Source organism: Arthrobacter sp. FW306-05-C, assembly GCF_021801725.1.
GTDB lineage: Bacteria > Actinomycetota > Actinomycetes > Actinomycetales > Micrococcaceae > Arthrobacter.
In genome coordinates, this window is record NZ_CP084556.1 from 952,375 (window position 1) to 976,172 (window position 23,798).

Annotated in this window: 20 protein-coding genes and 1 rRNA gene; 14 read left to right on the plus strand and 7 right to left on the minus strand. The window is 67.6% G+C overall.

The window, feature by feature from the left end:
• Nucleotides 1-64: 64 nt before the first annotated feature.
• Nucleotides 65-181, plus strand: a 5S ribosomal RNA gene (gene rrf / locus LFT44_RS04465).
• A gap of 170 nt (nt 182-351) precedes the next feature.
• Here rrf and LFT44_RS04470 read toward each other — a convergent pair.
• Nucleotides 352-1,680, minus strand: coding sequence for an ISL3 family transposase (locus tag LFT44_RS04470; RefSeq protein WP_236798899.1), 1,329 nt, complete (start codon nt 1,678-1,680; stop codon nt 352-354).
• 414 nt (nt 1,681-2,094) lie between these two features.
• Between LFT44_RS04470 and istA the strand changes: the two genes are divergently transcribed.
• The 5 genes from istA to LFT44_RS04495 all read left to right on the plus strand — a co-directional run bounded on the left by istA (nt 2,095) and on the right by LFT44_RS04495 (nt 9,049).
• Complete coding sequence (gene istA, locus LFT44_RS04475) at nt 2,095-3,648, plus strand: IS21 family transposase (protein WP_236801303.1); 1,554 nt, start codon at nt 2,095-2,097, stop codon at nt 3,646-3,648.
• The gene (istB, locus tag LFT44_RS04480) at nt 3,645-4,433 is read left to right on the plus strand and encodes an IS21-like element helper ATPase IstB (protein WP_236801304.1); all 789 of its coding nucleotides are present in this window, start codon (nt 3,645-3,647) and stop codon (nt 4,431-4,433) included. The genes istA and istB overlap by 4 nt, the downstream gene beginning before the upstream one ends.
• 434 nt (nt 4,434-4,867) lie before the next feature.
• Entirely contained in the window at nt 4,868-5,626 is a 759-nt protein-coding gene (locus LFT44_RS04485; RefSeq protein ID WP_236801305.1) for a LamB/YcsF family protein, read from the plus strand.
• 2 nt (nt 5,627-5,628) lie between these two features.
• Nucleotides 5,629-7,308: a 5-oxoprolinase/urea amidolyase family protein gene (locus tag LFT44_RS04490; RefSeq protein WP_236801306.1), complete on the plus strand. Its 1,680-nt coding sequence runs from the start codon at nt 5,629-5,631 to the stop codon at nt 7,306-7,308.
• A complete protein-coding gene (locus tag LFT44_RS04495) occupies nt 7,301-9,049 on the plus strand; it encodes an acetyl/propionyl/methylcrotonyl-CoA carboxylase subunit alpha (protein WP_236801307.1) in 1,749 nt (582 codons plus the stop codon). Before LFT44_RS04490 ends, LFT44_RS04495 begins: the two co-directional genes overlap by 8 nt.
• Nucleotides 9,050-9,055: 6 nt before the next feature.
• Here LFT44_RS04495 and LFT44_RS04500 read toward each other — a convergent pair whose 3' ends face one another.
• Nucleotides 9,056-10,039 (minus strand): prenyltransferase/squalene oxidase repeat-containing protein, encoded by a 984-nt coding sequence (locus LFT44_RS04500; RefSeq protein ID WP_236801308.1) that lies wholly within the window; start codon nt 10,037-10,039, stop codon nt 9,056-9,058.
• A gap of 68 nt (nt 10,040-10,107) precedes the next feature.
• Between LFT44_RS04500 and LFT44_RS04505 the strand changes: the two genes are divergently transcribed.
• The 5 genes from LFT44_RS04505 to LFT44_RS04525 all read left to right on the plus strand — a co-directional run bounded on the left by LFT44_RS04505 (nt 10,108) and on the right by LFT44_RS04525 (nt 14,321).
• Nucleotides 10,108-10,785 (plus strand): GntR family transcriptional regulator, encoded by a 678-nt coding sequence (locus tag LFT44_RS04505; protein WP_236801309.1) that lies wholly within the window; start codon nt 10,108-10,110, stop codon nt 10,783-10,785.
• Between the two features lie 210 nt (nt 10,786-10,995).
• A complete protein-coding gene (locus tag LFT44_RS04510; protein WP_142130864.1) occupies nt 10,996-11,709 on the plus strand; it encodes a DUF969 domain-containing protein in 714 nt (237 codons plus the stop codon).
• The gene (locus tag LFT44_RS04515; protein ID WP_236801310.1) at nt 11,706-12,677 is read left to right on the plus strand and encodes a DUF979 domain-containing protein; all 972 of its coding nucleotides are present in this window, start codon (nt 11,706-11,708) and stop codon (nt 12,675-12,677) included. The genes LFT44_RS04510 and LFT44_RS04515 overlap by 4 nt, the downstream gene beginning before the upstream one ends.
• A 35-nt stretch (nt 12,678-12,712) precedes the next feature.
• Complete coding sequence (locus LFT44_RS04520; RefSeq protein WP_236801311.1) at nt 12,713-13,810, plus strand: DUF2891 family protein; 1,098 nt, start codon at nt 12,713-12,715, stop codon at nt 13,808-13,810.
• Nucleotides 13,811-14,018: 208 nt separating this feature from the next.
• Nucleotides 14,019-14,321 carry a hypothetical protein gene (locus tag LFT44_RS04525; protein WP_236801312.1) on the plus strand — a complete coding sequence of 101 codons (303 nt, stop codon included), beginning with the start codon at nt 14,019-14,021 and terminating at the stop codon, nt 14,319-14,321.
• 4 nt (nt 14,322-14,325) lie between these two features.
• Here LFT44_RS04525 and LFT44_RS04530 read toward each other — a convergent pair whose 3' ends face one another.
• From LFT44_RS04530 to LFT44_RS04550, 5 genes are all read right to left on the minus strand, one after another.
• Nucleotides 14,326-14,487, minus strand: a complete 162-nt coding sequence (locus LFT44_RS04530) for a hypothetical protein (RefSeq protein ID WP_236801313.1) — start codon at nt 14,485-14,487, stop codon at nt 14,326-14,328.
• Nucleotides 14,480-15,118 carry a hypothetical protein gene (locus tag LFT44_RS04535; protein WP_236801314.1) on the minus strand — a complete coding sequence of 213 codons (639 nt, stop codon included), beginning with the start codon at nt 15,116-15,118 and terminating at the stop codon, nt 14,480-14,482. Before LFT44_RS04535 ends, LFT44_RS04530 begins: the two co-directional genes overlap by 8 nt.
• 105 nt (nt 15,119-15,223) lie before the next feature.
• Nucleotides 15,224-18,052 (minus strand): FAD-binding and (Fe-S)-binding domain-containing protein, encoded by a 2,829-nt coding sequence (locus LFT44_RS04540; protein WP_236801315.1) that lies wholly within the window; start codon nt 18,050-18,052, stop codon nt 15,224-15,226.
• Between the two features lie 17 nt (nt 18,053-18,069).
• On the minus strand, nt 18,070-18,822 hold the full coding sequence (locus LFT44_RS04545) for a FadR/GntR family transcriptional regulator (RefSeq protein WP_236801316.1): 753 nt from the start codon (nt 18,820-18,822) through the stop codon (nt 18,070-18,072).
• A gap of 82 nt (nt 18,823-18,904) precedes the next feature.
• Complete coding sequence (locus tag LFT44_RS04550) at nt 18,905-20,653, minus strand: L-lactate permease (RefSeq protein WP_236801317.1); 1,749 nt, start codon at nt 20,651-20,653, stop codon at nt 18,905-18,907.
• A gap of 196 nt (nt 20,654-20,849) precedes the next feature.
• On the opposite strand from LFT44_RS04550, the gene LFT44_RS04555 reads away from it, so the two are divergent.
• Genes LFT44_RS04555 through LFT44_RS04565 form a run of 3 tightly spaced genes read left to right on the plus strand, consistent with a single transcriptional unit; the run spans nt 20,850 to nt 23,796 of the window.
• Nucleotides 20,850-21,653, plus strand: a complete 804-nt coding sequence (locus tag LFT44_RS04555; protein WP_236801318.1) for a (Fe-S)-binding protein — start codon at nt 20,850-20,852, stop codon at nt 21,651-21,653.
• Entirely contained in the window at nt 21,650-23,158 is a 1,509-nt protein-coding gene (locus tag LFT44_RS04560; protein ID WP_236801319.1) for a LutB/LldF family L-lactate oxidation iron-sulfur protein, read from the plus strand. Before LFT44_RS04555 ends, LFT44_RS04560 begins: the two co-directional genes overlap by 4 nt.
• Nucleotides 23,158-23,796, plus strand: coding sequence for a LutC/YkgG family protein (locus tag LFT44_RS04565; RefSeq protein ID WP_236801320.1), 639 nt, complete (start codon nt 23,158-23,160; stop codon nt 23,794-23,796). The genes LFT44_RS04560 and LFT44_RS04565 overlap by 1 nt, the downstream gene beginning before the upstream one ends.
• Nucleotides 23,797-23,798 lie beyond the last annotated feature (2 nt).

Here is a 23,798-nt window from a genome sequence, read left to right on the forward strand (position 1 = left end):
CCAATGTTGTAACCACAAAGTCTTCCCACCCCCGGCAACACCAGGGGGGTTCGGGTGAAAAGGTTACGGCGGTCATAGCGTGGGGGAAACGCCCGGTCCCATTCCGAACCCGGAAGCTAAGACCCACAGCGCCGATGGTACTGCACCCGGGAGGGTGTGGGAGAGTAGGTCACCGCCGGAACATCATTAACTGGTCGAGGCCCCAACCACACGGTTGGGGCCTCCCACATTTAACAACCACCCACCACCACCCAGAATCCCCAGCCCACCTCCGGCGGGTAAAACACCAACCCCCGCTCACCTTTGACGGCTCTTCGCGGTTCGTGGGGAAACGGGTCCCTGGAATGAGCGTCATGCCGCCGTCCGGACGGCACTTCGTAAGAGAATAACGGATTTGTAGTTGGCTGCGTTGCGGTACCCGCGGGCGGTTCGCTTGATGTTCTTGATAGCGGTGTTGTTGGCCTCGACCTTCCCTGTTGTGGCGCCGGTAATGATCAGCACCTCTATCTCTTTCCACCATCTGCAGACGGTTCGGTAGAGCCTGTTCGTCTCCGGCCGTGCGGCTGCCCTGACCAGTTCCTCGAGTACCGTCTTGGCCGTCGCGGCGTCTTCGAGCGAGCCGGTGCGGAGTAGTGCCCGGAGTTGTTCCTTGACGTTCCAAACAGCCTGGAGGGTTCCTGTGGGATCGTCCAGGGTGAATACTTCCTCGAGTCGGCGGCCGGCCCTGCAGCTGAGGGTGTCGCCGCCCCGGAGGAGCAGCATGCGGTGGGCCCAGGCCTTGTCGATGGCCCGGCCGCGGCGGCCCTTGACCTGTTGCGAGAGGTTCTGCCGGGTCTCCGTCATGGCCTGGTTCGCCAGGGAGATCAGGTGGAAATGATCAACGGCGACTGCCGTGCGCGGCAGCCACATCCGGAGCGCTTTACGGAATGCCGCCGAGGGGTCGATCGCGACGACCTGCACGGCCAGGCGCCACTCCAGGGGCCGGGCGAACAGCCAGTCCCCGACGCCCTTGTGGTCCCGCCCGTCGACGACACCGAGGACCTGGCCGGTGTCGAGATCAACGATGGTTGTCATCCAGGGTTCGAACCGGGTCCACGCCTTCGTTGACGGGTCCTGGAAGTAGCGCACGGACCGGAACCGGTGTTCGTCGATGCCGAGCATCCGCGGGCTGAGCTTGTCCACGTCGGGCAACCGCAGCAGGCAGGCTTCGGTCACCGCAGCCCGGACCATCCACCAGGACACGGAGAAGCCGGCAGCGGTCTCCGAGACGGCCCGGCCGGAGCGGATGACGGCGTCCACGAGCTGGTCCCGAAGGCGGCTCGTGGACCGGGCATGGCGCGGGACCTGGGGCGTGGATTCGAAGAACGAGAGCCGGTCGCAGGCCGGTTCCTCGCAGTACCAGCGGTACTTGGACCAGAGGACCTCCACGGGCCCGGCGACAGGAATATCACGGAGCCGTTGAAGGCGGCGCTCTTTCCGCCGGGAAGCGATGACCCCGCAGCTCGGGCAGCCCGGTAGCTGGTCCGTTTCAACGATGACCTGCCTCCGGCCGGCAGTGATGGTGGTGGAGATGACATGGTAGTCGGGCAGGTTGAAGAGGATAGTGGCAGCGTCGGCTGCGACCCCGGTAGGCTCGTTCAAAGGCTCGTGGTCCTGTTCCAGGTTGAATGCTAGACACACTCATCCCAGCAGGGCCACGGGCCCTCTTGTCTTCAACGACACGAACTCAATTCCCCACCAACCACGAAGAGCCCCTTTGACCGGTAAACGATCAACCCCCGCTCACTTCTGGCGGGTAAGCGATCAACCCCCGCTCACTTCTGGCGGGTAAACGATCAACCCCCGCTCACCTGGTAACGATGCCTTGAGAGCGGGCCTTCAGGGAAAACCTGCCAAACGTGTTAGCGGCCATGAAAAACTGCCCATAGGCGGCCACGAAAGTGCCCACTGACGGCCAGTAAAACTGCCCGATGGTGGCCATGAGATCTGCCCACTTCTTTTACTGAACCGACCGCGCCTTAAGCGGCGGGAGCCTCTCCCTGGGGTTTGATGACGGTGTCTAAGCGCACCAAGCGAACCAGGAAGAGGCCCTGTATGAAGTCTGACGGAGAAATCATGGAAATTCTTGCTGCCTACGATCTGACCGGATCGTTGCGCGCCACCGCGGAGCTCACGGGCTGCTCGCACCACACCGTTGCCAAACACGTCGCCGCCCGGGACGCCGGCCGGCCGATCGGGGAACCAACGGCCCGGGGCCGGGTCACCGACCCGTACCTGCCTAAGATCGAAGAATGGGTGGAGGCCTCCAAGGGCCGGATCCGGGCCGATAAGGCCCACGCAAAGCTCCTCGCGCTGGGCTATACGGGTTCGGAACGCTCCACCCGACGGGCGATCGCTCAGGTCAAGGCGGCATGGCGGCTGGGTCACACCCGCGTCCACCGGCCCTGGATCACCGAACCGGGCATGTGGCTGCAGTACGACTTCGGCGACGGGCCACGGATCGGCGGGGTGAAGACCATCCTTTTCGTGGCGTGGCTGGCGTTCTCCCGCTTCCGCATCGTGATCCCGCTCAAAGACCGGACGGCGCCGAGCGTCTTCGCGGCCCTGGACCGGTGCTTCCGAATCCTCGGCGGAGCACCAACGTATGTACTCACGGACAACGAGAAGACCGTCACCACCGCCCATGTTGCCGGGGTCCCGGTGCGGAACCAGCAGACCCTGGACTTCGCCCGGCACTACGGGGTGACCGTGCTGACCTGCCAGCCCGCGGACCCGGCAACCAAAGGCGGAGTCGAAGCGTCCGTGAAACTCGCCAAGGCCGACCTCGTGCCCAAAGACACCAATCTCCGCGACGAATACGCCACGTTCGCCGAAGTCGAGGCCGCCTGCCAGGCGTTCATGGACGAGGTCAATCACCGTGAGCACCGGACGACGCGGCGGAAGCCCGCGGCCATGCTCGCCGAGGAAGCCCCGCGGTTGCACCGGATCCCGGATACTGCTCACACGGTCGCGTTCGGTCTGGCCCGCATGGTTCCGGAGAACACCCCGATGGTCACCTTCGAAAACGCCCAGTACTCTGTCCCGGCCCACCTGCTCGGGGCCCGGGTGTTCGTCCGAACCCACGGGACCGGGCCCGGCGAGCAGGTCATCATCGTCCACCACGGCGCCGGTGGTCCGGTCGAAGTCGCCCGCCACGACCGGGCCCGGCCCGGCAGCCCCGCCATCAACGACGAACACTTCCCCGGAACCCGGACCAGGGTCCCCGGCGATTACGAGGTCAGGGCCCGCAGCGCGGACGAGGCCGCGTTCCTGGCCATCGGCGAAGGCGCCAGAACCTGGCTGATCGAGGCCGCCGCGGCCGGAACGGCACGGATGAACGTGAAAATGGCCGAAGCCGTCACGCTGGCCAAAATCGCCGGCACCAACCAGGTCGACCGCGCCCTCGGCGACGCCGCCCTGCATGGCCGGTTCGCGCACCAGGACCTCGCCTCGATCCTGAACGCCAACATCCGCCGCACCACCACTCACGCGGCCAACGAAGCGAGCTCGCTGACCCAGGGAACAGGTGCGTGGGCCGCGATCGGTAACCCCGCTCTGAACACCGCAACCAACACCACGACCAAGATCACCCCGGAGGAGGCCCGATGAGCCCCGTCACCACGCCCAACACCGCCGCCCCTCCGCTACCGGCAGACCTGGAAACGTTGATGCGGTCCCTGAAAATGCCCCATGCCCGGGCGCTGGCACCGGACCTGATCGCGACCGCCCGCGCCCAGCGCTGGGAACCGGCCGAGGTCATCAGAGCCCTCTTCACCGAGGAAGCCGCTGGCCGGGCCCGGTCCATGCTCGCTTCCCGCCGCAAAGCAGCTGGGTTCCCGACCGGAAAAACCTTCGAGGCGTGGGACCAGGCAGCGTCCTCCATCCCCGCCCCGACCCAGCAAGCCCTCCGGACCTTGGAATGGATCAGCCGGCGGGAAAACCTGGTCGTCTGCGGGCCCTCGGGGACGGGGAAGACGTTCTTCCTCGAAGCCCTCGGCCAGCAGGCCGTCGAAGCCGGGATGCGGGTCGCGTGGTTCAGGCTCGAGGACCTCGGTGTCCTTATCCGCGCCCACCGCACCGATGACAGTGTCACCCGGGCCGTCGCCCGGATCCTCCGCGCCGAACTCGTGGTCATCGACGACATTGGCCTGCTGCCCGTGGCCACCGACGCCGCCGAAGGCCTCTACCGGGTCGTGGACGCCGCCTACGAAAAACGGTCCGTCGCGATCAGCTCCAACCTCCACCCCGCCGGGTTCGACGAGCTCATGCCCAAAACCCTCGCCACCGCCACCGTTGACCGGCTGCTGCACCACGCCCACGTCTGCCAAACCAGCGGCGATTCCATCCGCCTCACCCAAGCCCTCGCCGGAAAAGGAGTCACCCGACTGAACTGACCAACCCAACGATGGCCAATCCCGCCGAACCAATCAGTGGGCAGATCTATTGGCCATAACCGGGCAGTTTTACTGGCCACCAGTGGGCACTTTTAGTGGCCGTCCGTGGGCAGAAACAACTGGCCATTGACACAAACGTGAGCGGGCGTCGGGGGAGAACCCGCCAGACGTGAGCCGGCGCCGGGGAGAACCCGCCAGAAGCGAGCTGGCGCCGGCGGAGAACCCGCCAGAAGCGAGCGGGGGCCGGGGGAGAACCCGCCAGACGTGAGCGGGCGCCGGGGGAGAACCCGCCAGAAGCGAGCGGGCGTCGGGGGAAAACCTGCCAAAAGTGAGCGGGCGTCGGGGGAGAGTAGGAAATAGGGGGCTGCGGATTGTTGAACAATCTGAGTTTTTAGGGCATTCTTGAAGGACACCAATCCGAGACGGAGATCACAATGCCCAGCATCGACCTGAACAGCGACGTCGGCGAGTCCTTTGGGAACTGGTCCTTCGGCGATGACGCCGCCATTTTTGAAAGCGTGTCCAGTGCCAACGTGGCGTGCGGCTTCCACGCCGGCGACCCTGTGGGCATTATGGCCACGTGCCAGGCAGCAGTGAAGGCCGGCGTCACCGTGGGCGCCCACCCGGGCTACCGGGACCTGGCAGGATTCGGCCGCCGCTTCGTGGACATGACCCCCGCAGAGTTGACCGCTGACGTCGTCTACCAGATCGGCGCCGTCCAGGCCGTGGCTCTCGCCGCCGGGACCGCCGTACGCTACGTCAAGCCCCACGGCGCCCTGTACAACACGATCGTGAACCACCCGCAGCAGGCCGGCGCCGTCGTCGCCGCCATCCTCGCCGTGGACCCCACCCTCCCCCTCATGGTTCTCCCCAACTCCGAAATCCAGCGCCAGGCCGAGGCCGCCGGGCTGCGGACCGTCGCCGAAACCTTCGCTGACCGCGCCTACAACCCGGACGGCACCCTGGTCTCCCGGCGGGAAGCCGGCTCCGTGCTGCATGAGGTTGATGACGTCGTCGAACATGTCCTGCGCCTGGCCGGCGACGGCGTGGTCCGTGCCACCGACGGATCGCTGGTCCCTGTCAAGGCCGAAAGCATCTGCCTGCACGGCGATACCCCCGGCGCCGTGGCGATGGCTGCCGCCGTCCGCTCCGCGCTGGAGAACGCCGGCATCCAGATCCAAAGCTTCGCCTAGCCATGGCCCCCATCCAGCAGCAGGCCAGTAAGGCCACGCATGCAGAAGTAACCGGCATCCGCCCCGCCGGGAACCGGGCCATCCTGGTTGAGCTCTCGTCCCTGGACGCCGTGCTGAGCCTCCAGGCCCAGCTCACCGCACACCCCCAGTCCGGCCAGATCGACGTCATTGCTGCCGCCGCCACAGTCCTGGTCACCGCGGAATCATCGCAGGCTATAGGGGCTCTTGCCGCGCACGTCCGCGGCCTTGACCTCGACGCGCCTGCGGAAATCCAGAGCGCGTTGGTCACCATCGATGTGGTGTACGACGGCGAGGACCTGGACGAGGTCGCGTCGCTCACCGGCCTGGGCCGTGAGGCAGTGGTGGCCGCCCATACAGGCCAGCTTTGGACTGCCGCCTTCGCTGGCTTCGCACCGGGCTTCGCTTACCTCACCGGCGAAAACCCCAGCCTGGAGGTTCCCCGACGCCGGTCACCCCGAACCGCTGTGCCCGCCGGCGCCGTCGCCCTGGGAGGCGCCTATTCGGCGGTCTACCCGCGGCAGTCACCGGGCGGCTGGCAGCTGATCGGCCGCACGGACGCCGTGATGTGGGACCTCGGACGGGAGAACCCCGCCCTGATCCGGCCCGGCGATACCGTCAGGTTCAACGCGGTCCGGGCCCAGGCCATTGTGACGGCGGGGCAGCAGGCAGAAACCCGCCAGCCGGCAGAAGACCAGCCGGCAGAAGAGGAGTTCCCGGCAGGAGAAGGCGCGGGCCTCATCGTCCGGAAGCCAGGCCTGCAGGCCACCATCCAGGACCTGGGCCGCCCCGGCTTCGCTTCCTTGGGCGTCAGCAGCGCCGGCGCAATGGACCGCGGAGCCCTGCGACGCGCCAACCGCCTGGTGGGCAACCGCGAAGGCGCAGCGGGAATCGAACTCCTCTTCGGCGGACTCGAGCTGGAAGCCCTCACCGACCAGGTCCTTGCCGTGACCGGCGCGGAGGTTCCGCTGGAGATCACGCCGGCCAGCAAAGGAGGCACGACGCCGGCACGGCACCCAGAGTGCGACGCCCCCTTCGCGCTGCTGGCGGGGGAGATGCTCAAAGTAGGGAACGCGACGAGGGGGCTGCGGTCCTACCTGGCGGTCCGCGGCGGAATCGGCGGCCCTGAAGCCTTGGGCAGCCGTTCCACGGACACCATGTCAGGCGTTGGCCCTAATCTGCTCGAGGCCGGCACCGTCCTGCCCGTGGAGCCGGCCAATCCTGGCAGCGTGGTGGGCCACCCGGAGGTGTCACCCCTCCCGGAGTCGGACCAGGCCACCGTGCTTCGGGTGGTTCCCGGACCAAGGCAGGACTGGTTCAGCTGCGAAACCCTGCAGGACTTCCTCAAACAGGAGTGGACCGTGACGCCGCAGTCCAACCGCATCGGCCTGCGACTGAAGGGCCAGTCACTCAGCCGCAGCCGCGACGGCGAACTGTCCAGCGAAGGAACCGTCCGCGGCGCCGTGCAGGTGCCGCCCGAAGGGCAGCCCGTGCTCTTCCTCTCCGACCACCCGGTGACAGGCGGTTATCCGGTGATTGCCGTCGTCGTCCACGCGGACCTGGACAAGGCCGCCCAACTTCCGCCGGGCACCACCGTGCGGTTCGCCGCTGCACCACCTTCGGCAGCACTGCCCGAAACACTTAAGGAAAGCTCCCATGCGTAAAGTCCTCATTGCCAACCGCGGCGAAATCGCCGTCCGGATCGCCCGGGCCTGCGACGACGCAGGCCTGGAAAGCGTGGCCGTGTATGCGGACCCCGACGCCGACGCGCTCCACGTCCAAGCCGCCACGGAGGCCTACTCGCTGGCAGGATCCAGGCCCCAGGAGACCTACCTGGACATCGAAAAGATCCTGGCCGTCGCGGCGAAGAGCGGCGCCGACGCCGTCCACCCCGGCTACGGCTTCCTGTCCGAAAACGCCGCCTTCGCCCAGGCCGTCATGGATGCCGGCCTGACCTGGATCGGCCCCTCCCCGGAAACCATCCGGCTGCTGGGCGACAAGGTCAGCGCCCGCGAGGTGGCGGTCCGCGCCGGCGCCCCGCTGGCTCCGGGCAGCGACGGTCCGGTGGACAGTGCTGAAGAGGTGCGCGCCTTCGCCGAACAGGTGGGCCTGCCGGTGGCCATCAAGGCCGCCTTCGGCGGGGGCGGCCGCGGCCTCAAGGTGGTCCGGAACCTGGCCGACATCGAGGAAAGCTTCGACTCCGCCGTCCGCGAATCCCTGGCGGCCTTTGGCCGCAGCGAATGCTACGTGGAGAAGTTCCTGGACCGGCCCCGCCACGTTGAGGCCCAGGTCATCGCGGATACGCACGGCAACGTGGTGGTGGTGGGCACGCGGGACTGCTCGCTGCAGCGCCGCCACCAGAAGCTCGTGGAAGAGGCTCCTGCGCCGTTCCTCACCCCCGAACAGCGCGCGGAAATCCATGCCTCGGCAAAGGCCATTTGCCGTGAGGCAGGCTATGTCGGCGCGGGTACCGTGGAGTACCTGCTGGACGGCAGCGGCTTCCTCAGCTTCCTGGAGGTCAACACCCGCCTGCAGGTGGAGCATCCCATCACCGAGGAAACCTCGGGCGTGGACCTGGTGGCCGCCCAGTTGGCCATCGCGGCAGGGGAGAAGCTTCCCATCCTGGCGGATCCGGAACCCCGCGGCCACGCCTTCGAGTTCCGCATCAATGCTGAGGATCCGGGCCGCGGCTTCCTGCCGTCCCCAGGCGCGGTAACGGAGTTTGAGGTGCCAACCGGACCGGGGATCCGCCTGGACACCGGGGTCCGCGCGGGGTCCGTGGTGCCCGGACAGTTCGATTCCCTGCTGGCCAAGCTGGTGGTCACCGGCGCCGACCGGCAGCAGGCCCTCCGCCGCGCCCGCCGTGCCCTCCGCGAGTTCCGCATCGGCGGCCTGGCCACCGTGCTGCCCTTCCACCGCGCGGTGGTGGATGCCCCGGACTTCACCGGCACGGATGCCCTGGGGGTCTACACCACGTGGATCGAAAACGAGTTCGCCACCGTGCTCGACGCGGATCCGGCATTCAGCCCCGCCGCTCCGGAGGAGCCCCGCCGGACCATCGGCATCGAGGTGGACGGCAAGCGGATGGAGCTGGGGCTGCCCAAGGCGCTGCTGGATTCGCTGCTCGACGGCGGCGGCCGCCGGTCTGCGGACGCTCCGGAGAGCCACGCGGAGACCCAAGCGGAGAAGAACGACGGCGACCTGCTGGCAACCATGGCCGGCACCGTGGTGAAGTGGCTGGCGGCGCCGGGGTCCAGCGTTGAGGAGGGGGAGACGGTGCTGGTGCTCGAGGCCATGAAGATGGAGACCGCCGTGGCCGCCCATCGTGCCGGCACCCTCGGTGAGCTGTACGCTGCCGCCGGAGACGCCGTCGGGCCCGGGCAGGTGCTCACCACCATTTCCTGACGCACCTCACAAGGGCATCCGCGCAAACACGCGGCACACTGCGAGGCTGAACCAGAGCTGGAGGTCGTGGAACCGGTCCCGGAGCAGGTGGCCGGTGAAGAGGCCGGACGGTTCCTGGTGTGCGGCCAGCCAGTCGCGCGCCTGGTCGGTTTTGTGCGACCTGAACCCGGGCCGGATGATGCTGATGGCGTCGAGGGCGGAAACGAGGTCTGTCATCCAGAAAGGAAAGCTGAACTCGGTCCAGTCGGCGGCCCGGCCCTTGTCCGGATAGGCATCCGGCTCGAAGAAGCGGGCCGCCAGCAATTCCGCAGCCTTTTGTGCGGAGGTGCTTTCGCGGTGCCTGGGATGTTCCGCGTATGCCCTGAGCACGATCCCGGTGATCAGATGCGAGAACGGCTGCGCCGGGTCGCCGGTGATGGTCTGCGGCTCGTCGAGGGCGTCAAGTTTCCTACCCCGCGTACGGAGCGGAAGTGCCCAGCCGCCGTCGTCCTGCCGCGACGCCTCAAGCCAGTCGAACGCCCGTTCCACGCGCGGATCCTCACCGTACCCCGCTTTGCTCAGGAGCCCGATGAGGGCCGCAGTGTAGTTGGGGGACACCTGGTTGCCGTAGATTCCGCGGAGATCACCTTGGGCGGATTGGTGTGCGAGCACATAGCCGGCGGCTGCGGCGAGAGCCGGATGCCGGTGCGTGAACCCGAACATGTCGACGAGGAACCCGAGTTGCCGGTAGGTCTCCAGCAGGTCGTAATCCGTGCTGGCACGGGGCCGTCTTCCCGGATAGGTCCAGGACCCGTTCGCCGCCTGGCGCCGCACGATCCTGCGGGGGATCGGCAGATCCCAGATTGCCTCGTCAGGCGTCTGTGCCCGGGCGGGTGGCAGCCCTGCCGGCCCGGAGACCAACTCACGGACGGCCCAGGAGCGCACCGCGGGGTGCCCGCTCGACAGCAGCGGGGCGATCGGGTCGAAACGCAGGCCGTCAAGCCACGTCATGGTCACCATGATGGCGGAATCCCTCCGGTGCGGACAGGGGACCGGTGCCCTGCCGTTATCGTGGTGCCATGACGTTTGACGAGGTACTGGCCGATCTCCAAGCCCAGGCCAGGACCACAAAGCACGCCGAAACCGGCCTTTGGGTGGCCGCCCAGCTGCGCAGCAGGATCGAGGCCGGCCTGCTCAAGCCCGGCTCCAAGCTCGCGGAGGAAGCCCTCCGCGAGGCTCTTGGCGTATCCCGCAATACCCTGCGCGAGGCGTTTACGGCTCTGCACGCGGAGCACATCGTCACCCGCATCCCCAACCGCGGCGTGTTCGTGGCCCACCCCACCCCCGACGACATCCGCGAAATCTACCGCGTGCGCCGCTTCCTGGAACCGGCCGCCGTGCTGTGGTCCGGCGAGACCTCCATCGAGCCGCTGCCGGCCATCATTAAGGCGGCCAGGGCTGCCGCCGCGGAAGGGGACATCCCCGGCATGGCCAGCGCCAACCAGGACTTCCACCGTGCCATCGTGAACCGGGCAGGCAGCGAGCGGCTCAACAGCCTCATGGAACAGGTCCTGGCCGAGATGCGGCTCGTGTTCCACTCCATGGCCGCCAACCCGGCCTTCCATGAGCCCTACGTGGAGGACAACGCGCACATCGTGGAACTGCTGGAGGCGGGGGACAAAGCCGCGGCAGCGGACTTCCTGGCCACTTACCTGGACCGCGCCGAAACCCAGCTGCTGGACGCCGTCGGCCGCTGAAAGCAACCCCGGCCAAAAGGGGGTTGCAGGATTGTTGAACAAAAAGCTATGCTTTAGATCACACCGTTGTCCTGCAGCTCACACAATCCTGCAGTCCCAACGCAACCGGGGCTCCCGCCCCTCGGCGCCGTCACCCCCAACGACCAACCGCACAGACGCGCCGGCCCCCACTTTGAAAGACCCTTACGGGTCCCCTGGGAAGGGATAGTCATGCTTGTACTCATCGGGGTGCTGCTGGTGATCGTTGGCTTCGCCATCCGCCTGAACCCCCTGATTGTCGTCACCGTCGCCGGCATCGTCACCGCACTGCTGGGCGGCATGAACCCCGCGCAGATCCTGGACGCGTTCGGCACCGGCTTTGCCAGCAGCCGCTCGGTCACCATCTTCGTGGCGGTGCTGCCGGTGGTGGGCATCATCGAGTTCTTCGGGCTGCAGGAACAGGCCAAGGTCCTCATCGGCCGCCTGGCCAAGCTGACCGCAGGCCGAGTGCTCATCGGTTACCTGGCCGTCCGCCAGATCACCGCCGCCGTGGGCCTGAACAGCATCGGCGGCCACGCCCAGACCGTCCGCCCGCTGGTCTTCCCCATGGCCGAGGGCGCCGCGCTGCGCCGCTACGGCCACGTGCCGGAAAAGATCAGCGAAAAGATCAAGGGCCACTCCGCCGGTGCGGACAACGTAGGCGTGTTCTTCGGCGAGGACGTGTTCGTCGCCGTCGGCTCCATCCTGCTGATCACCACGTTCGTTGACACCACGTACCACCTCCACCTGGAGCCGCTCCAGCTGGCCCTGTGGGCCATCCCCACCGCCATCGCAGCGTTCCTCATCCACGGCTTCCGGCTCCTGCGCCTGGACAAGCAGCTGGACAAGGAATACCGCGAGTACGAGCTCACCGCCCCGAAGGAAGCCGCAGGAGAAGCCAAATGATCAACGTTGAAGCCGTCTACTGGCTGATCGGCATTCTGTTCGTCGCGTGGGCATCGCTGATTGCCGCCGACACCAACCACCCCCGCCGCTGGGGCAGCTCCGCCTTCTGGGGCATCCTGGGCCTGTGCTTCTTCTACAGCACCTGGGTCCAGGCAGGCACCGCGCCCGGCTGGATCCTGGGCGTCGCAGTCCTGGTCCTGGTGGTGCTGGCCTCCACCGGCCTCTTGGGCCACGGCAAGCACCGCACGTCCACCGGCCCCGAGCGCGAGTCCTACGCCAAGCGCTTCGGCAACAAGCTGTTCATCCCGGCCCTTACGCTGCCGCTGGTCACCGTGATCCTGGTGCTGGCTGCACCCGTGCTGAACATCGGCGGCACCCCGCTGCTCGACCCCAAGAACACCACGCTGGTGGCCCTGGCCATCGGCGCCGTGGCCGCCGTCATCGTCGCCCTTGTGATCCTGAAGCCGAAGAACCCGGCGACGCCCATCTTCGAAAGCCGCCGCATCCTGGAATCGATCGGCTGGGCTGCGCTGCTGCCGCAGATGCTCACCACGCTGGGCATCCTCTTCACCAAAGCCGGCGTGGGCACCGCCGTGGGCAACCTGGCCTCAGGCCTGCTGCCCAAGGGCTCACTGATCGCCGGCGTGCTGGTCTACTGCATCGGCATGTTCCTGTTCACGGTGCTCATGGGCAACGGCTTCGCGGCTTTCCCCATCATGACCGCGGCGATTGGCTGGCCCGTGCTGGTGCAGACCTTCCACGGCGATCCCGCCATCATCTTCGCCATCGGCATGCTGGCCGGCTTCTGCGGCACGCTCTGCACCCCGATGGCCGCCAACTTCAACCTGGTGCCGTCCGCACTGCTGGAGATGAACAACAAGTACGGCGTCATCACGGCGCAAGTGGGCACGGCCATCCCGCTGCTGGCGGTGAACATCGCCCTGATGTACTTCCTGGCCTTCCACTAACCCTCTTCGCCGACCCCGGCTTTCTAAGGAGCATGATGGACAACGACCTCCGCGTACAGGCGGCCCCGGACTACGCGGCCGTGGTGCTGGGCAACCTCTCCGAGCCCTACCCGCACTCGGCGCACCACACGCAGGTGTCGGCCGAGGACCGGCCCACCCCGGAGCAAATCCACCCCGCGTTCTACACCTCCTTCGACTGGCACTCCTGCGTGCACATGCACTGGCTGGGGGCCAGCCTGCTGGGCGGCACCCCCGGGTCACCCCTTGGCGGGGCTGCACCGGAAGGAGCGTCCGACGGCGGCCCGGCGGCCTGGGTGGATGGCCCCACAGAGGCGTCGCTCCGGGAAGCCCTGGGCGCCAACCTCACGCCGGCCAAGCTGGCCGTGGAGCGGGACTACCTGCTGGCCAATCCGTCCTGGGAACGGCCCTACGGCTGGGCATGGCTGATGCGGCTGGCCGCGACGTGCTCTGCGTCCACCGATGCGCAGTTGCGTGAGTGGGGCACTGCGCTGGAACCGCTGGTGGATGCGGTGGCGGACCTCAGCGCTGCGTGGATGCAGAAGGCCCAGTACCCCGTGCGCCACGGGCTGCACACCAACGCCGCATTCGGCGTGGGCTACATGCTGGACGCGTTCCGGTCACTGGGCCGCGTTGATGCTGCAACGGCGTGCGAGGAAGCGGCACGTGGATGGTTCGGTAACGACCGCGACTGGCCGGGCGACTGGGAGCTCAGCGGCCAGGATTTCCTGTCCGCCGGACTCAGCGAGGCGGACCTGATGCGCCGCGTGCTGTCCGCGGACGAGTTCGCCGAGTGGTTCGCCGGGTTCCTCCCGGGGCTTTCCGCGGAGTCGCGCATCCTGCAGCCGGTAAGCGTCACCGATGAAACCGACGGCTACCTGGTGCACCTGCACGGGCTGAACCTGACCCGGGCCGGGCAGGTTGCCCGGATCATCGCCACGCTTCGGGAATCCGGCAGCGCCGAGGCTTCCGCCGCCGCTGCTGTCCTGGTCGAGGCGCTGGATCCGCTGCTGAAAGCCGGACTCCACGGGCTGGAGAGCGGCGACTTCATGTCCACCCACTGGCTGGCCAGCTTCGCTTGGGACGCGCTGGGATCCGTGGCGGATTTGGACTGATTCTTTCCTGCCGGTGTATCCCTTGTGGGGTCCGCCGGCGTCAACGGCCCCCTCGGAACGGAGCAGTCATACTCCGTTCCGAGGGGGCTGTTTGTGCATCCGGGAGTACCGCCGCGTTAGTCTTGCTGCACCACGCTGGGGCGTGACCTGGGAGCAGCGGGCAGGGTTGTAATGAGCTGACCGTCCGCCCGCGAGCCAGAGGAAGCCGATGCGCCAGCACACCAGCACCTGCCCGTCAGACCCTGCGATGGCAGGGAAAGCAGCCACGCCCAGGCCTCGAAGGAAGCGGGCCAGGCATCCGCGGCTGGCGGTGGGGGACAGGGTCCGCTTCGCCGAGGGAACCCTGGCCGGCACCGGCGTCGTTGACGCCGTGACCTCCGACTACTCCATCATCTGGGTATGGACCGACGAGGGCCAGGGCCGGCGGATGTTCGTGCAGGGTTACGGCAGCATCGTGTCCGCGCTGTCGGAAGAGGCTGCGGAACAAGAGGACGTCGTAGGCGCCTGCTGACCAGCTAACCGCCGAGCCGTTCCGACTCGTCCGCTACACGCCGTCTGCGCCGCTCATCCGCCTGGAGGATGCCGTCGCGGACCGCGGCGCGGACCACACCGTACAGGATGTAGAAGAAGACCGCGCCGAAGAGCGCAAGCAGGACAAGTCCGGTCGCGTTACCCATCAGTGCGCTCCTCCTCCGGCCAGTACGGCTGAGCGGACGCCGCCGCCTGACGCAAGGTCCCGCCGTCGAGCATGATGGACGTTTCCTGCAGGCCGAAGTCGGTCCATTGGGCAACCAGCCGCAGGTCGCCGGCAGGCGGCAGCGGCCACAGCCAGAGCGTGCCGCTGCCGGAGAACTCCGCATCGCCCCCGCCGCCCCCGCCGCCGTTCAGGGCGAGGACGGGAGGCTCCGGATTGGTGCCCGGCTCCAATGACCCGTAGGGTACCTGGCTGCCGGTGCTGGCCTTTGAACCATCGGGAAATTCGACGCCGAACAGGAGTCCGCCCTGCCGGCCACTGCCACGGATGCCCCTGCCGGGCTGGAAGAACAGCGGCTGCAAATCGTCCCAGTCCTCATCGGATTGATCGGTCCGGCGGAAGAGCCAGGACAGGCTGAACAGGCACCCGGTAGAGAACACCTCGGCGCCCTTGACTGCCACCACCATTCCCGGCGTCCGGCTCACGAACCTGCCCAGATGGACAACGGCAGGCAGTTCGTAGGCGGGTGCAGCCACCCAAGGGGGCGGGACGTGCCTGGTTCCCCGCGGCCGGGGCGGCAGGGGAGGGACGGGAAAGTCCTGGAAGAACGTCATCGGTGGTCCTTGGGTCCGTTGGCTGCGACCGACCAGCGGAACAAGCGGCAGTGCCGCCCTGGATCCCCCAATCCGTCCTTGCCCGGCCAGTCTAGCGGGGATGCCTCAAGGCCTGGTTGCCTCCTCGAGGATTTCCAGCAGGTGGCGGTAGGAGCGGCCGGTCGCCTTGGACATCCCCAGTTCGCAGGTGCGGTTGGTGGAGGCGTAGGCGTCGAACTGTCGCTCGTTGATCTCGCGGGCCTGCCGGTCCGTGGCGGAGTCGGTCAGTTCCGGATGGAGCAGGCCGCGGTCGCCCGCGAACGCGCAGCAACCCCAGTTCAGCGGCACGAACACATCGTCCGTAACAGCCCCCGCGATCTCGAGCAGGGCCGGGTTTGTCCCCAGCTGCGTGGATGAGCACGTGGGGTGCAGGGCGATGGAACCCAGCGGGGCAGTCACCGTGAGCTTCCCAAGTACGTGTTCGTGCACGAACTCCACCGAGTCAACAAAGCGCAGCCCGGCGTACCGCTCCTCGCCCGCAGCCGCGAGGCGCTTCATCGTGTCCAGGCCCTCCGTGCAGGACGCGGCGTCGCACACCACCGGCAGCTCGCCCCGGCCGCTGGCCTCGTACAACTGGTCCAGGACCTTGGAGCTCATGGCCTCGTAGCCCTGGGAAAACCCCTTCGACTTCCACGGCGTGCCGCAGCACAGGCTCTCGATGCCTTCCGGAACGGTGACCGGCACGCCGGCGCGGTCGCAGAGGTCCAGGAAGGCCTGGGCCGAGCCCTTCGCGGCGCCGCCTGCAGCATCCGCCGGGCCGAACATCGTTCCGATGCAGGCGGGGAAGAACACGGCGACGCTGTCCGGGTCCGGCCGCGCGCTGCGCCTGGAACCCCCGCCGGGCAGCACGGTGGAGTAGGCGGGCACCGCTTCCGTCCCCAGCAGGGCGCGGCCGACGGCGGTCGCGGCCTTTGGCAGTGGCGCTGGCATGGCCTTGGCTACAGTCAGGGCCAGCCCGCCGGCGGCGGTCACGGTGCCCCAGTTTTCGGCGGCCTTGTTCCAGCCGGCCGCCGCGACGGTGTTGGCGTTTTCCTTGCGCAGCCGCCGCACCAAGTCCCCGGTGTTGATCAGCACCGGGCAGGCGGTGACGCACATGCCGTCCGCTGCGCAGGTCTGCACGCCGTCGTAGTCATAGTCCTTGCGCAGGTTGGCGGCGAGGGCGTGGTCGCCGCGTTGCTCAGCGGCAGCAATGTCGCGCCGAAGCACGATGCGTTGGCGCGGAGTAAGCGTGATGTCCTTGCTGGGGCAGACCGGTTCGCAGTACCCGCACTCGACGCAGCGATCCACTTCCTCCTCGACGGTGGGGGCCACCTTCAGGTTCTCGATGTAGGAGAGTGGTTCGTCGGCGAGCAGAACGCCCGGGTTCATGAGGTTGGGCGGGTCGATCAGCCGCTTGATCTCCTGCATGACCGCATAGAGCTCGTCGCCGTATTGGCGGCGGACGAAGGGCGCCATGATGCGCCCGGTGCCGTGCTCGGCCTTGAGTGAACCGCCCGCGCCGAGGACCAGGTCCACCATCTCGTCGGTGAAGGCCTGGTAGCGCAGCAGCTGGGCCGGATCGTCGAAGCGCTCGTTGAGCATGAAGTGGACGTTCCCGTCCTTCGCGTGCCCGAAGATCACCGATTCCTTGTAATGGTGCTCGTGGAAGAGCCGAGTCAGTTCGCCGCAGGTGTCCGCGAGGGCGGGAACCGGGACAACGATGTCCTCCAGCAGCGCGTTGGTTCCCGAGGGGCGTGCGCCGGCGACCGCCGTGTACAGGCCCTTGCGGACGTGCCAGAGGGCTGCCCGGTCTTTCGGGTCCGTGGTCAGCGTGAAGGGCGCGGCCACGTCCAGCGAGTCGAACAGCGGCTGCGAGCCTGCGCGCTTGCCGGACAGCTCGGCGGCGTCCGAGCCCTGGTGTTCCACCAGCAGCGCGGCGTGTCCCTGGACCGGCAGGGTACTGATCGCAGCGGGGGCGTCGGCGGCAGCCTGGGCCACCTTCAACGCTGCCGCGTCCATGAGTTCGATGGTGGCAAGGCCGGTGGCAACCAGGTCCGGTAGGGCAGCCGTGGCCGCATCGAGGGTGTTGAAGACCAGGAGCCCCGTGGCAACGGCCGGTTTGACCTCGACGGTGCGGAAGACGGCCTCGGCCACGAAGCCGAGGGTCCCCTCGCTGCCGATCATCAGGTGCATCAGGATATCGGCCGGGCGTTCGTAATCCAGGAAGGAGTTCACGCCGTAGCCCATGGTGTTCTTCATCGAGAACAGTGACCGGATGATGCGGACGGACTCGTCGTTCCCCAGGACCCGGCGGCGCAGCCTCAGCAGCCCTTCGTGGAGTTCCGGTTCCAGCTCACGCAACCGCCGGTCGGCATCGGCGTCGGCGGTGTCGATGACCGTGCCCGAGGGCAGCACCAGCACCATTGATTCCAGCGTCCGGTAGGTGTTGAACTCGGTGCCGCACGCCATCCCGGAGGAGTTGTTGGCGATGACCCCGCCCACGGTACAGGCGATTTCGCTGGCGGGATCCGGCCCGAGCTTACGCCCGAAGGCGGCCAGCCGGGCATTGACGCTGCGCACGGTGGCGCCGGGCTGCACACGGACCCGGGCGCCGCCGTCGAGCACCTCGACGCCGCGGAAATGCTGGCGGGTGTTGATCAGCAGGCTGTCACTCAGGGCCTGGCCCGACAAGCTGGTGCCGCCGGACCGGAAGGTGGCGGGAACCCCAAGCTCCCGGCTGCGCCGCAGCAGGGCGCCGACGTCGGCGGCATTGCGAGGAGTGGCCACCCCCTGGGGAACGAGGAGGTAGTGCGAGGCGTCGTGGGCCATGGCATGGCGGTCCAGGTCCCGCGTGCTGACGGTATCCAGCCCCAGCTGTTCGATGGGGGATTCGGCTCCTGCCGTTGCTGTTCGCATGCGTAACTCCAAAAAACTTAGGTGATGGTGTGGGGCCGGGGCGTCTTGGCGTCCCCTGCCCGCTGGTAGAACCATTCGATGTGCTCGCGCAGCAGGCGCGCGGCGAGTTCGCCGTCCCGGGACTGGACGGCATCGAAGATTCCGTGGTGTTGGGTGCGGAGGACTTCCAGGACATCCGGCCAGTCCTCCATGGCGTCCATGGAACCCTTGACATAGTCGACGATCGAACCGCTGAGGGACTCCATGATGGTGGCCATCACCTCGTTGCCCGCGAGCGAGCTCAGCGCCACGTGGAACCGGGCATCCAGCTCGTGGAAGGCTGCCCGGTCCACCTCGGGGTGGTCCATGGCCTCCAGCAGCTGGGCCGCCTGTTCGCGCTCCGTGTCGCCGTCCTCACGCTCTGCACCTGCACGGGCAGTCCAGGTTTCCAGGAGGATGCGGGTCTGGACAATGTCCTCGACCGGCAGGCGGTTGCTGGCAACATGCAGCCGGAGCGCGGAGGAGAGCCCGGCGGACGGATCGGAAACGACGATGGCACCGGAGGTGGGCCCGGACCCCACCGAGCTGCGGACCACCCCCATGGCGTCGAGGATCCGGATGGCCTCCCGCACTGATGCCCTGGAGATTCCGTAGTTTTCCGCCAGGGTCCGTTCGCCCGGGAGCCGGTCGCCGACCTTGATCTTGCCGGCGCGCAGGTCCGCTTCAATGTCTTTCAGCAGTGCGTCGTGGGTTCGAGGGCGGGGAGCTGCTCCGGCTGCGGGGGTTGTCACGGGCGATCCTCTGGGTGGGGGAGTGCGGGCCCCGAGTGGACCCGCACTCCGGTTTTGCGCGGGAAGTGGCCGCGGGTACTGGCTAGGGGAGCATCCAGCCCAGGACTGGGGTGGACTGCAGGTAGACGATGGTGCACAGCACCAGAAGCAACCCCACGCTCCATCCGACTACCTTACGCAGAAGGACGGACTCCTGGCCGTCGAGGTTCACGGCGGTGGCGGCAATGGCGAGGTTCTGCGGGCTGATGAGTTTGCCCACCACGCCACCGGCGGTGTTGCCGGCCACGAGCAGGGTCGGGTCGATGCCCGCATTCACGCCCGCGGTCTGCTGCAGCTTGGCAAACAGTGCGTTCGCGGAGGTGTCCGAACCGGTCACGGCCGTGCCCAGCCAGCCGAGCACGGGGGAGAGGAACGCGAAGAAGCTTCCGGTGCCGGCCAGCCACACGCCGATCGAGACCGTCTGGCCGGAGTTGTTCATGACGTAGGCAAGGGCAAGCACCGTGATGATGGTGAGGCCGGCCCATCGCATCTTGAAGATGGTCCGCCCGATTTCGGCCACGGCGTTGCCTACCGTCATGGGGAAGCGGCCGCGGTCATCGAAGCGGGCGTAGACGACCGCCACAATCAGGCCGGTGATCAGCAGGAGCGTGCCGGGGCTGGACAGCCACTGGAAGACGTAGACGGTGGAGGACAGCGGCTTGCCGTCGGCGCTGACCAGGGCGTCGTGGAGGACCGGCCACGGGATCTTTACGTCGGTGGCGGCGAGGGCGGCAGGAAGGTCGACGCCGAGCTTCCACAGTTTGACGATACCGAACACCACAATGACCAGGAAGTAGGGAAACAGCGCGAGCCAGGTACGTGCCGGGGTGAGGCTTTCGCGCTCGGCCGCCTCCACGGTGGCCGCGCTGCCTGAACGGGCGCTTCGCGGGCCGCCGTTACCAGCCGTGGCACCGACGGCGGCCACGGACTCCGCGGCCACGCCCAGCCGGTCACGCGCTGCCGCCGTGCCGCGGGGCCTCCAGAACCGGAAGAACAGGACAGCCGCGCCCAGGCCGACCAATGAGGCCATGATGTCGGTGAGTTCGTACGAGAAGAAGTTGGAGCAGAGGAACTGCGCTGCGGCAAAGGAAAATCCGACGACCAAAGCGGCAGGCCAGCAGTCCTTCAAGCCCTTGCGTCCGTCCAGGATGAAGAGCAGGATCAGCGGGACGAAAGTTGCCAGCAGCGGTGCCTGGCGGCCCACCATGGCGCCGATGTCCGTCGCGTGCAGCCCGGTAAGTCCGGCGGCGGTAGTGATCGGGATGGCCATTGCGCCGAAGGCGACCGGAGCGGTGTTGGCCACCAGCACGGCGGCGGCTGCCCGCAACGGAGGAAGGCCGAGGGCCAGCAGCATGGTGGCGGTAATGGCCACCGGCGCGCCGAACCCGGCAAGGGCTTCGAGCAGCCCGCCGAAGCAGAAGGCGATGAGGACACCCTGCAGGCGGACGTCGCCGCCGCCAATGACATCGAAGACCCGGCGGAGGTCCTCAAAGCGGCCGCTGAGCACCGTCACCTGGTAGAGCCAGACGGCCATGACCACAATCCACAGCACAGGGAAGGCGCCGAAAACGCCGCCCTGGGTTGCGGACAGGAGCGCCAGGCCGGCCGGCATCTTGAACGCCAGGATGCCCACCATCAGGGCCACCAGCAGGGCAAATCCGCCGGCCACGTGGGCTTTGGTCTTGGCGACGGCGAGCAGGAGAAAGAAGGTCAGCAGCGGCAGCAGGGCGACAATGGCCGACCAGGCAACGCTGTTCAGCACCGGGTCAGTGCTGGGGGTGAAGTGGTCCACAGAGTTCCTCCACGTTGAGGGGTGTTGGGGTCGTGTTTGGTCAGACCACAACGGTCCGACCACGGAAGTGTAGCCCACAATTCCCGGTTGGTGTGAGCCGCTTCACCACCGGGTCCGGGGTTGAAAGTGGCTGGTATCACGTGTTCTACTGTGGTCAGACCATACGAACATCCCTACCCCTTCCCGGAAGGCCGCCATGAGAATTGCCTTGTTCGCCACCTGCATTGTGGATGCGATGTATCCGGCCACGGCGAAGGCCACCGTCAAGATTTTGGAGCGCCTGGGACACGACGTGGAGTTCCCTGAGGGCCAGGCCTGCTGCGGCCAGATGCATGTCAACAGCGGCTACCTCAAAGAAGCCGTCCCCGTGGTGGCCAACCACGTCGCCGCCTTTGACACCGCGGACTACGACGTCGCCGTCGCCCCGTCCGGTTCCTGCGTTGCCTCGGTCAAGCACCAGCACCCCATGGTGGCCCGCTCCTGCGGTGACGCCGCGCTCGAAGCCCGCGCCACCGCCGTCGGCGCCAAAACCTACGAACTGTCCGAACTGCTGGTGGACGTGCTGGGCGTGACCGACGCCGGCGCCCAGCTGGGCTCCTACTTCCCGCACCGGGTCACCTACCATCCCAGCTGCCACGGCATGCGCCTGCTGCGGCTCGGGGACAGGCAGTCCCGCCTGCTGCGGACCGTGCAGGGGATCGACCTTGCCGACCTGCCCGAGGCGGACCAGTGCTGCGGCTTCGGCGGCACGTTCTCCATGAAAAACGCCGATGTTTCCTCGGCCATGCTCCAGGACAAGGCGGCCAACGTCGAAGCCACCGGCGCCGAACTCTGCACCGGCGGGGACGCCTCCTGCCTGATGCACATCGGCGGCGGACTCTCCCGGCAGGGCAGCTCCACCACCACCCTCCACCTGGCGGAAATCCTCGCAAGCACCATGGAAGAACCGGCGTCCGTGACCGGCGAAGTCCGCGTCTCTACCGGAAAGGCCCTCCGATGACCACCTTTTTGGGAATGCCCGCGCTTCCGGCCTTCGGCTCCGGCAACCTGTTCGCCGGCGAATCCTTTCCCAAGGCGGCGCACCGCGAACTGGGCAACGCCCAGCTGCGGGCCAACCTTGGCCATGCCACGCACACCATCCGCGACAAGCGCCAGGCCGTGGTCTCCGAACTGCCCGACTGGGAGCAGCTGCGCGATGCCGGCTCCGCCATCAAGGAGTCGGTGATGGCCAGGCTGCCCGAGCTGCTGGAGGAGTTCGAGAAAAACTTCACCGCCCGCGGCGGCGTGATCCACTGGGCCCGCGACGCCAGGGAGGCCAACGAAATCGTGGCCGGACTGGTCCGGGCGACCGGTGAAACCGAAGTGGTCAAGGTCAAGTCCATGGCCACGCAGGAAATCGGGCTCAACGAGTACCTCGAGGAGCAGGGAATCGAGGCCTTCGAAACGGACCTCGCCGAGCTCATCGTCCAGCTGGACCACGACAAGCCCAGCCACATCCTGGTGCCGGCCATCCACAAGAACCGCACCGAAATCCGGGACATCTTCCTCCGCGAGATGCCCGGAGCCGATCCGGCACTCACCAACGATCCGCCCGTCCTGGCCATGGCCGCCCGCGAGCACCTGCGCCGCAAGTTCCTCACCGCCAAGGTGGCTGTGTCCGGGGCCAACTTCGCCCTCGCAGATTCCGGCACCCTGGCCGTCGTCGAATCCGAAGGCAACGGCCGCATGTGCCTCACCCTGCCGGAAACGCTGATCACGGTGATGGGCATCGAGAAGCTGCTGCCCGCCTGGCAGGACCTGGAAGTGTTCATGCAGCTGCTCCCGCGGTCCTCCACCGGGGAGCGGATGAACCCGTACACCTCACTGTGGACCGGCGTCACGGAGGGTGACGGGCCGCAGAATGTGCACCTGGTGCTCCTGGACAACGGCCGCAGCGCTGCGCTCGCGGATGAAATGGGCCGCTCGGCGCTGCACTGCATCCGCTGCAGCGCCTGCATGAACGTCTGCCCCGTATACGAGCGGACGGGCGGGCACGCCTACGGCTCCACCTACCCCGGCCCCATCGGTGCCATCCTTTCCCCGCTGCTGACCGGCATCCAGGCGGAGGAAAACAGCTCCCTGCCCTACGCCTCCTCCCTGTGCGGTGCCTGCTACGACGCCTGCCCCGTGAAGATCAACATCCCCGACATCCTGGTGCACCTGCGCAGCGTGGACGTGGACAGCAAGCGCGGGACGAAGAAGGTCCCCAGCCAGATGGACGTGGGCATGAAGGCGGCCTCCTGGGCACTGTCTTCCGGCAAGCACCTCGGCCTGGTGGAGAAAGGACTGCCGCTGGGCCGGCTCGCCGCCGGACGCGACAAGAAGATCAAGAAACTGCCCGGCATCGCCGGCGGCTGGACCCAGAGCCGCGACATCCCGGCGCCCCCGGCCCAGTCCTTCCGGGACTGGTGGGCCAAGGAGCACAAGTCGCCCGCGCCGTCACGAGACGAAAAGGAAACCCAGTAATGAGTGCACGCGAAGACATCCTCTCGCGGATCCGCTCCGCGCTGCAGGACATCCCGGAGGCGCCGCAGATCCCCCGGGAGTACCGGGCCGAATCAGGCATGGACGCCGACGGGCTGATTGACCTCCTGGTGGACCGGCTGGTGGACTACAAGGCGCAGGTGGCCGTGGTGCCCGCCGCCGAGGTGCCGGCCACGATTGCCTCGCTCCTTGAGGGGGCGCGCAGCTACGTCGTCCCGGAAGGGCTAGACGGCGGCTGGCTGGCAGCGATGGACGACGCCGGCACCGGCGGGTCCCGCCGTCGCGTCGACTCCCCGGCGGAACCGCTCAGCGTGGCCGACCTGGACGGCACCGACGCCGTGGTGACCGGCAGCGCGGTGGCCGTGGCCGAGACGGGAACCATCATCCTGGACGGCAGCGCCAACCAGGGGCGCCGCGCCATCAGCCTGGTCCCCGACCACCACATCTGCGTGGTCAAGGCCGCGGATATTGCCGGCATCCTGCCCGAGGCGCTGGGCCGGATCGACGGGACCCGGCCCATCACCATGATCAGCGGCCCGAGTGCCACCAGCGACATCGAGCTGGAACGCGTGGAGGGGGTCCACGGCCCCCGCAGGCTGGATGTCATCATTGCCCGCTAGAG

Excerpts from the sequence above, each read along its gene's own strand:
- LFT44_RS04500 (WP_236801308.1), bottom strand. The coding sequence starts at position 10,039 with ATGACGTGGCTTGACGGCCTGCGTTTCGACCCGATCGCCCCGCTGCTG.
- LFT44_RS04490 (WP_236801306.1), top strand. The coding sequence starts at position 5,629 with ATGGCCCCCATCCAGCAGCAGGCCAGTAAGGCCACGCATGCAGAAGTA.
- LFT44_RS04555 (WP_236801318.1), top strand. The coding sequence starts at position 20,850 with ATGAGAATTGCCTTGTTCGCCACCTGCATTGTGGATGCGATGTATCCG.
- LFT44_RS04560 (WP_236801319.1), top strand. The coding sequence starts at position 21,650 with ATGACCACCTTTTTGGGAATGCCCGCGCTTCCGGCCTTCGGCTCCGGC.
- LFT44_RS04520 (WP_236801311.1), top strand. The coding sequence starts at position 12,713 with ATGGACAACGACCTCCGCGTACAGGCGGCCCCGGACTACGCGGCCGTG.
- LFT44_RS04485 (WP_236801305.1), top strand. The coding sequence starts at position 4,868 with ATGCCCAGCATCGACCTGAACAGCGACGTCGGCGAGTCCTTTGGGAAC.
- LFT44_RS04525 (WP_236801312.1), top strand. The coding sequence starts at position 14,019 with ATGCGCCAGCACACCAGCACCTGCCCGTCAGACCCTGCGATGGCAGGG.
- LFT44_RS04535 (WP_236801314.1), bottom strand. The coding sequence starts at position 15,118 with ATGACGTTCTTCCAGGACTTTCCCGTCCCTCCCCTGCCGCCCCGGCCG.
- istA (WP_236801303.1), top strand. The coding sequence starts at position 2,095 with ATGAAGTCTGACGGAGAAATCATGGAAATTCTTGCTGCCTACGATCTG.
- LFT44_RS04515 (WP_236801310.1), top strand. The coding sequence starts at position 11,706 with ATGATCAACGTTGAAGCCGTCTACTGGCTGATCGGCATTCTGTTCGTC.
- LFT44_RS04505 (WP_236801309.1), top strand. The coding sequence starts at position 10,108 with ATGACGTTTGACGAGGTACTGGCCGATCTCCAAGCCCAGGCCAGGACC.
- LFT44_RS04565 (WP_236801320.1), top strand. The coding sequence starts at position 23,158 with ATGAGTGCACGCGAAGACATCCTCTCGCGGATCCGCTCCGCGCTGCAG.
- istB (WP_236801304.1), top strand. The coding sequence starts at position 3,645 with ATGAGCCCCGTCACCACGCCCAACACCGCCGCCCCTCCGCTACCGGCA.
- LFT44_RS04510 (WP_142130864.1), top strand. The coding sequence starts at position 10,996 with ATGCTTGTACTCATCGGGGTGCTGCTGGTGATCGTTGGCTTCGCCATC.
- LFT44_RS04495 (WP_236801307.1), top strand. The coding sequence starts at position 7,301 with ATGCGTAAAGTCCTCATTGCCAACCGCGGCGAAATCGCCGTCCGGATC.
- LFT44_RS04540 (WP_236801315.1), bottom strand. The coding sequence starts at position 18,052 with ATGCGAACAGCAACGGCAGGAGCCGAATCCCCCATCGAACAGCTGGGG.
- LFT44_RS04530 (WP_236801313.1), bottom strand. The coding sequence starts at position 14,487 with ATGGGTAACGCGACCGGACTTGTCCTGCTTGCGCTCTTCGGCGCGGTC.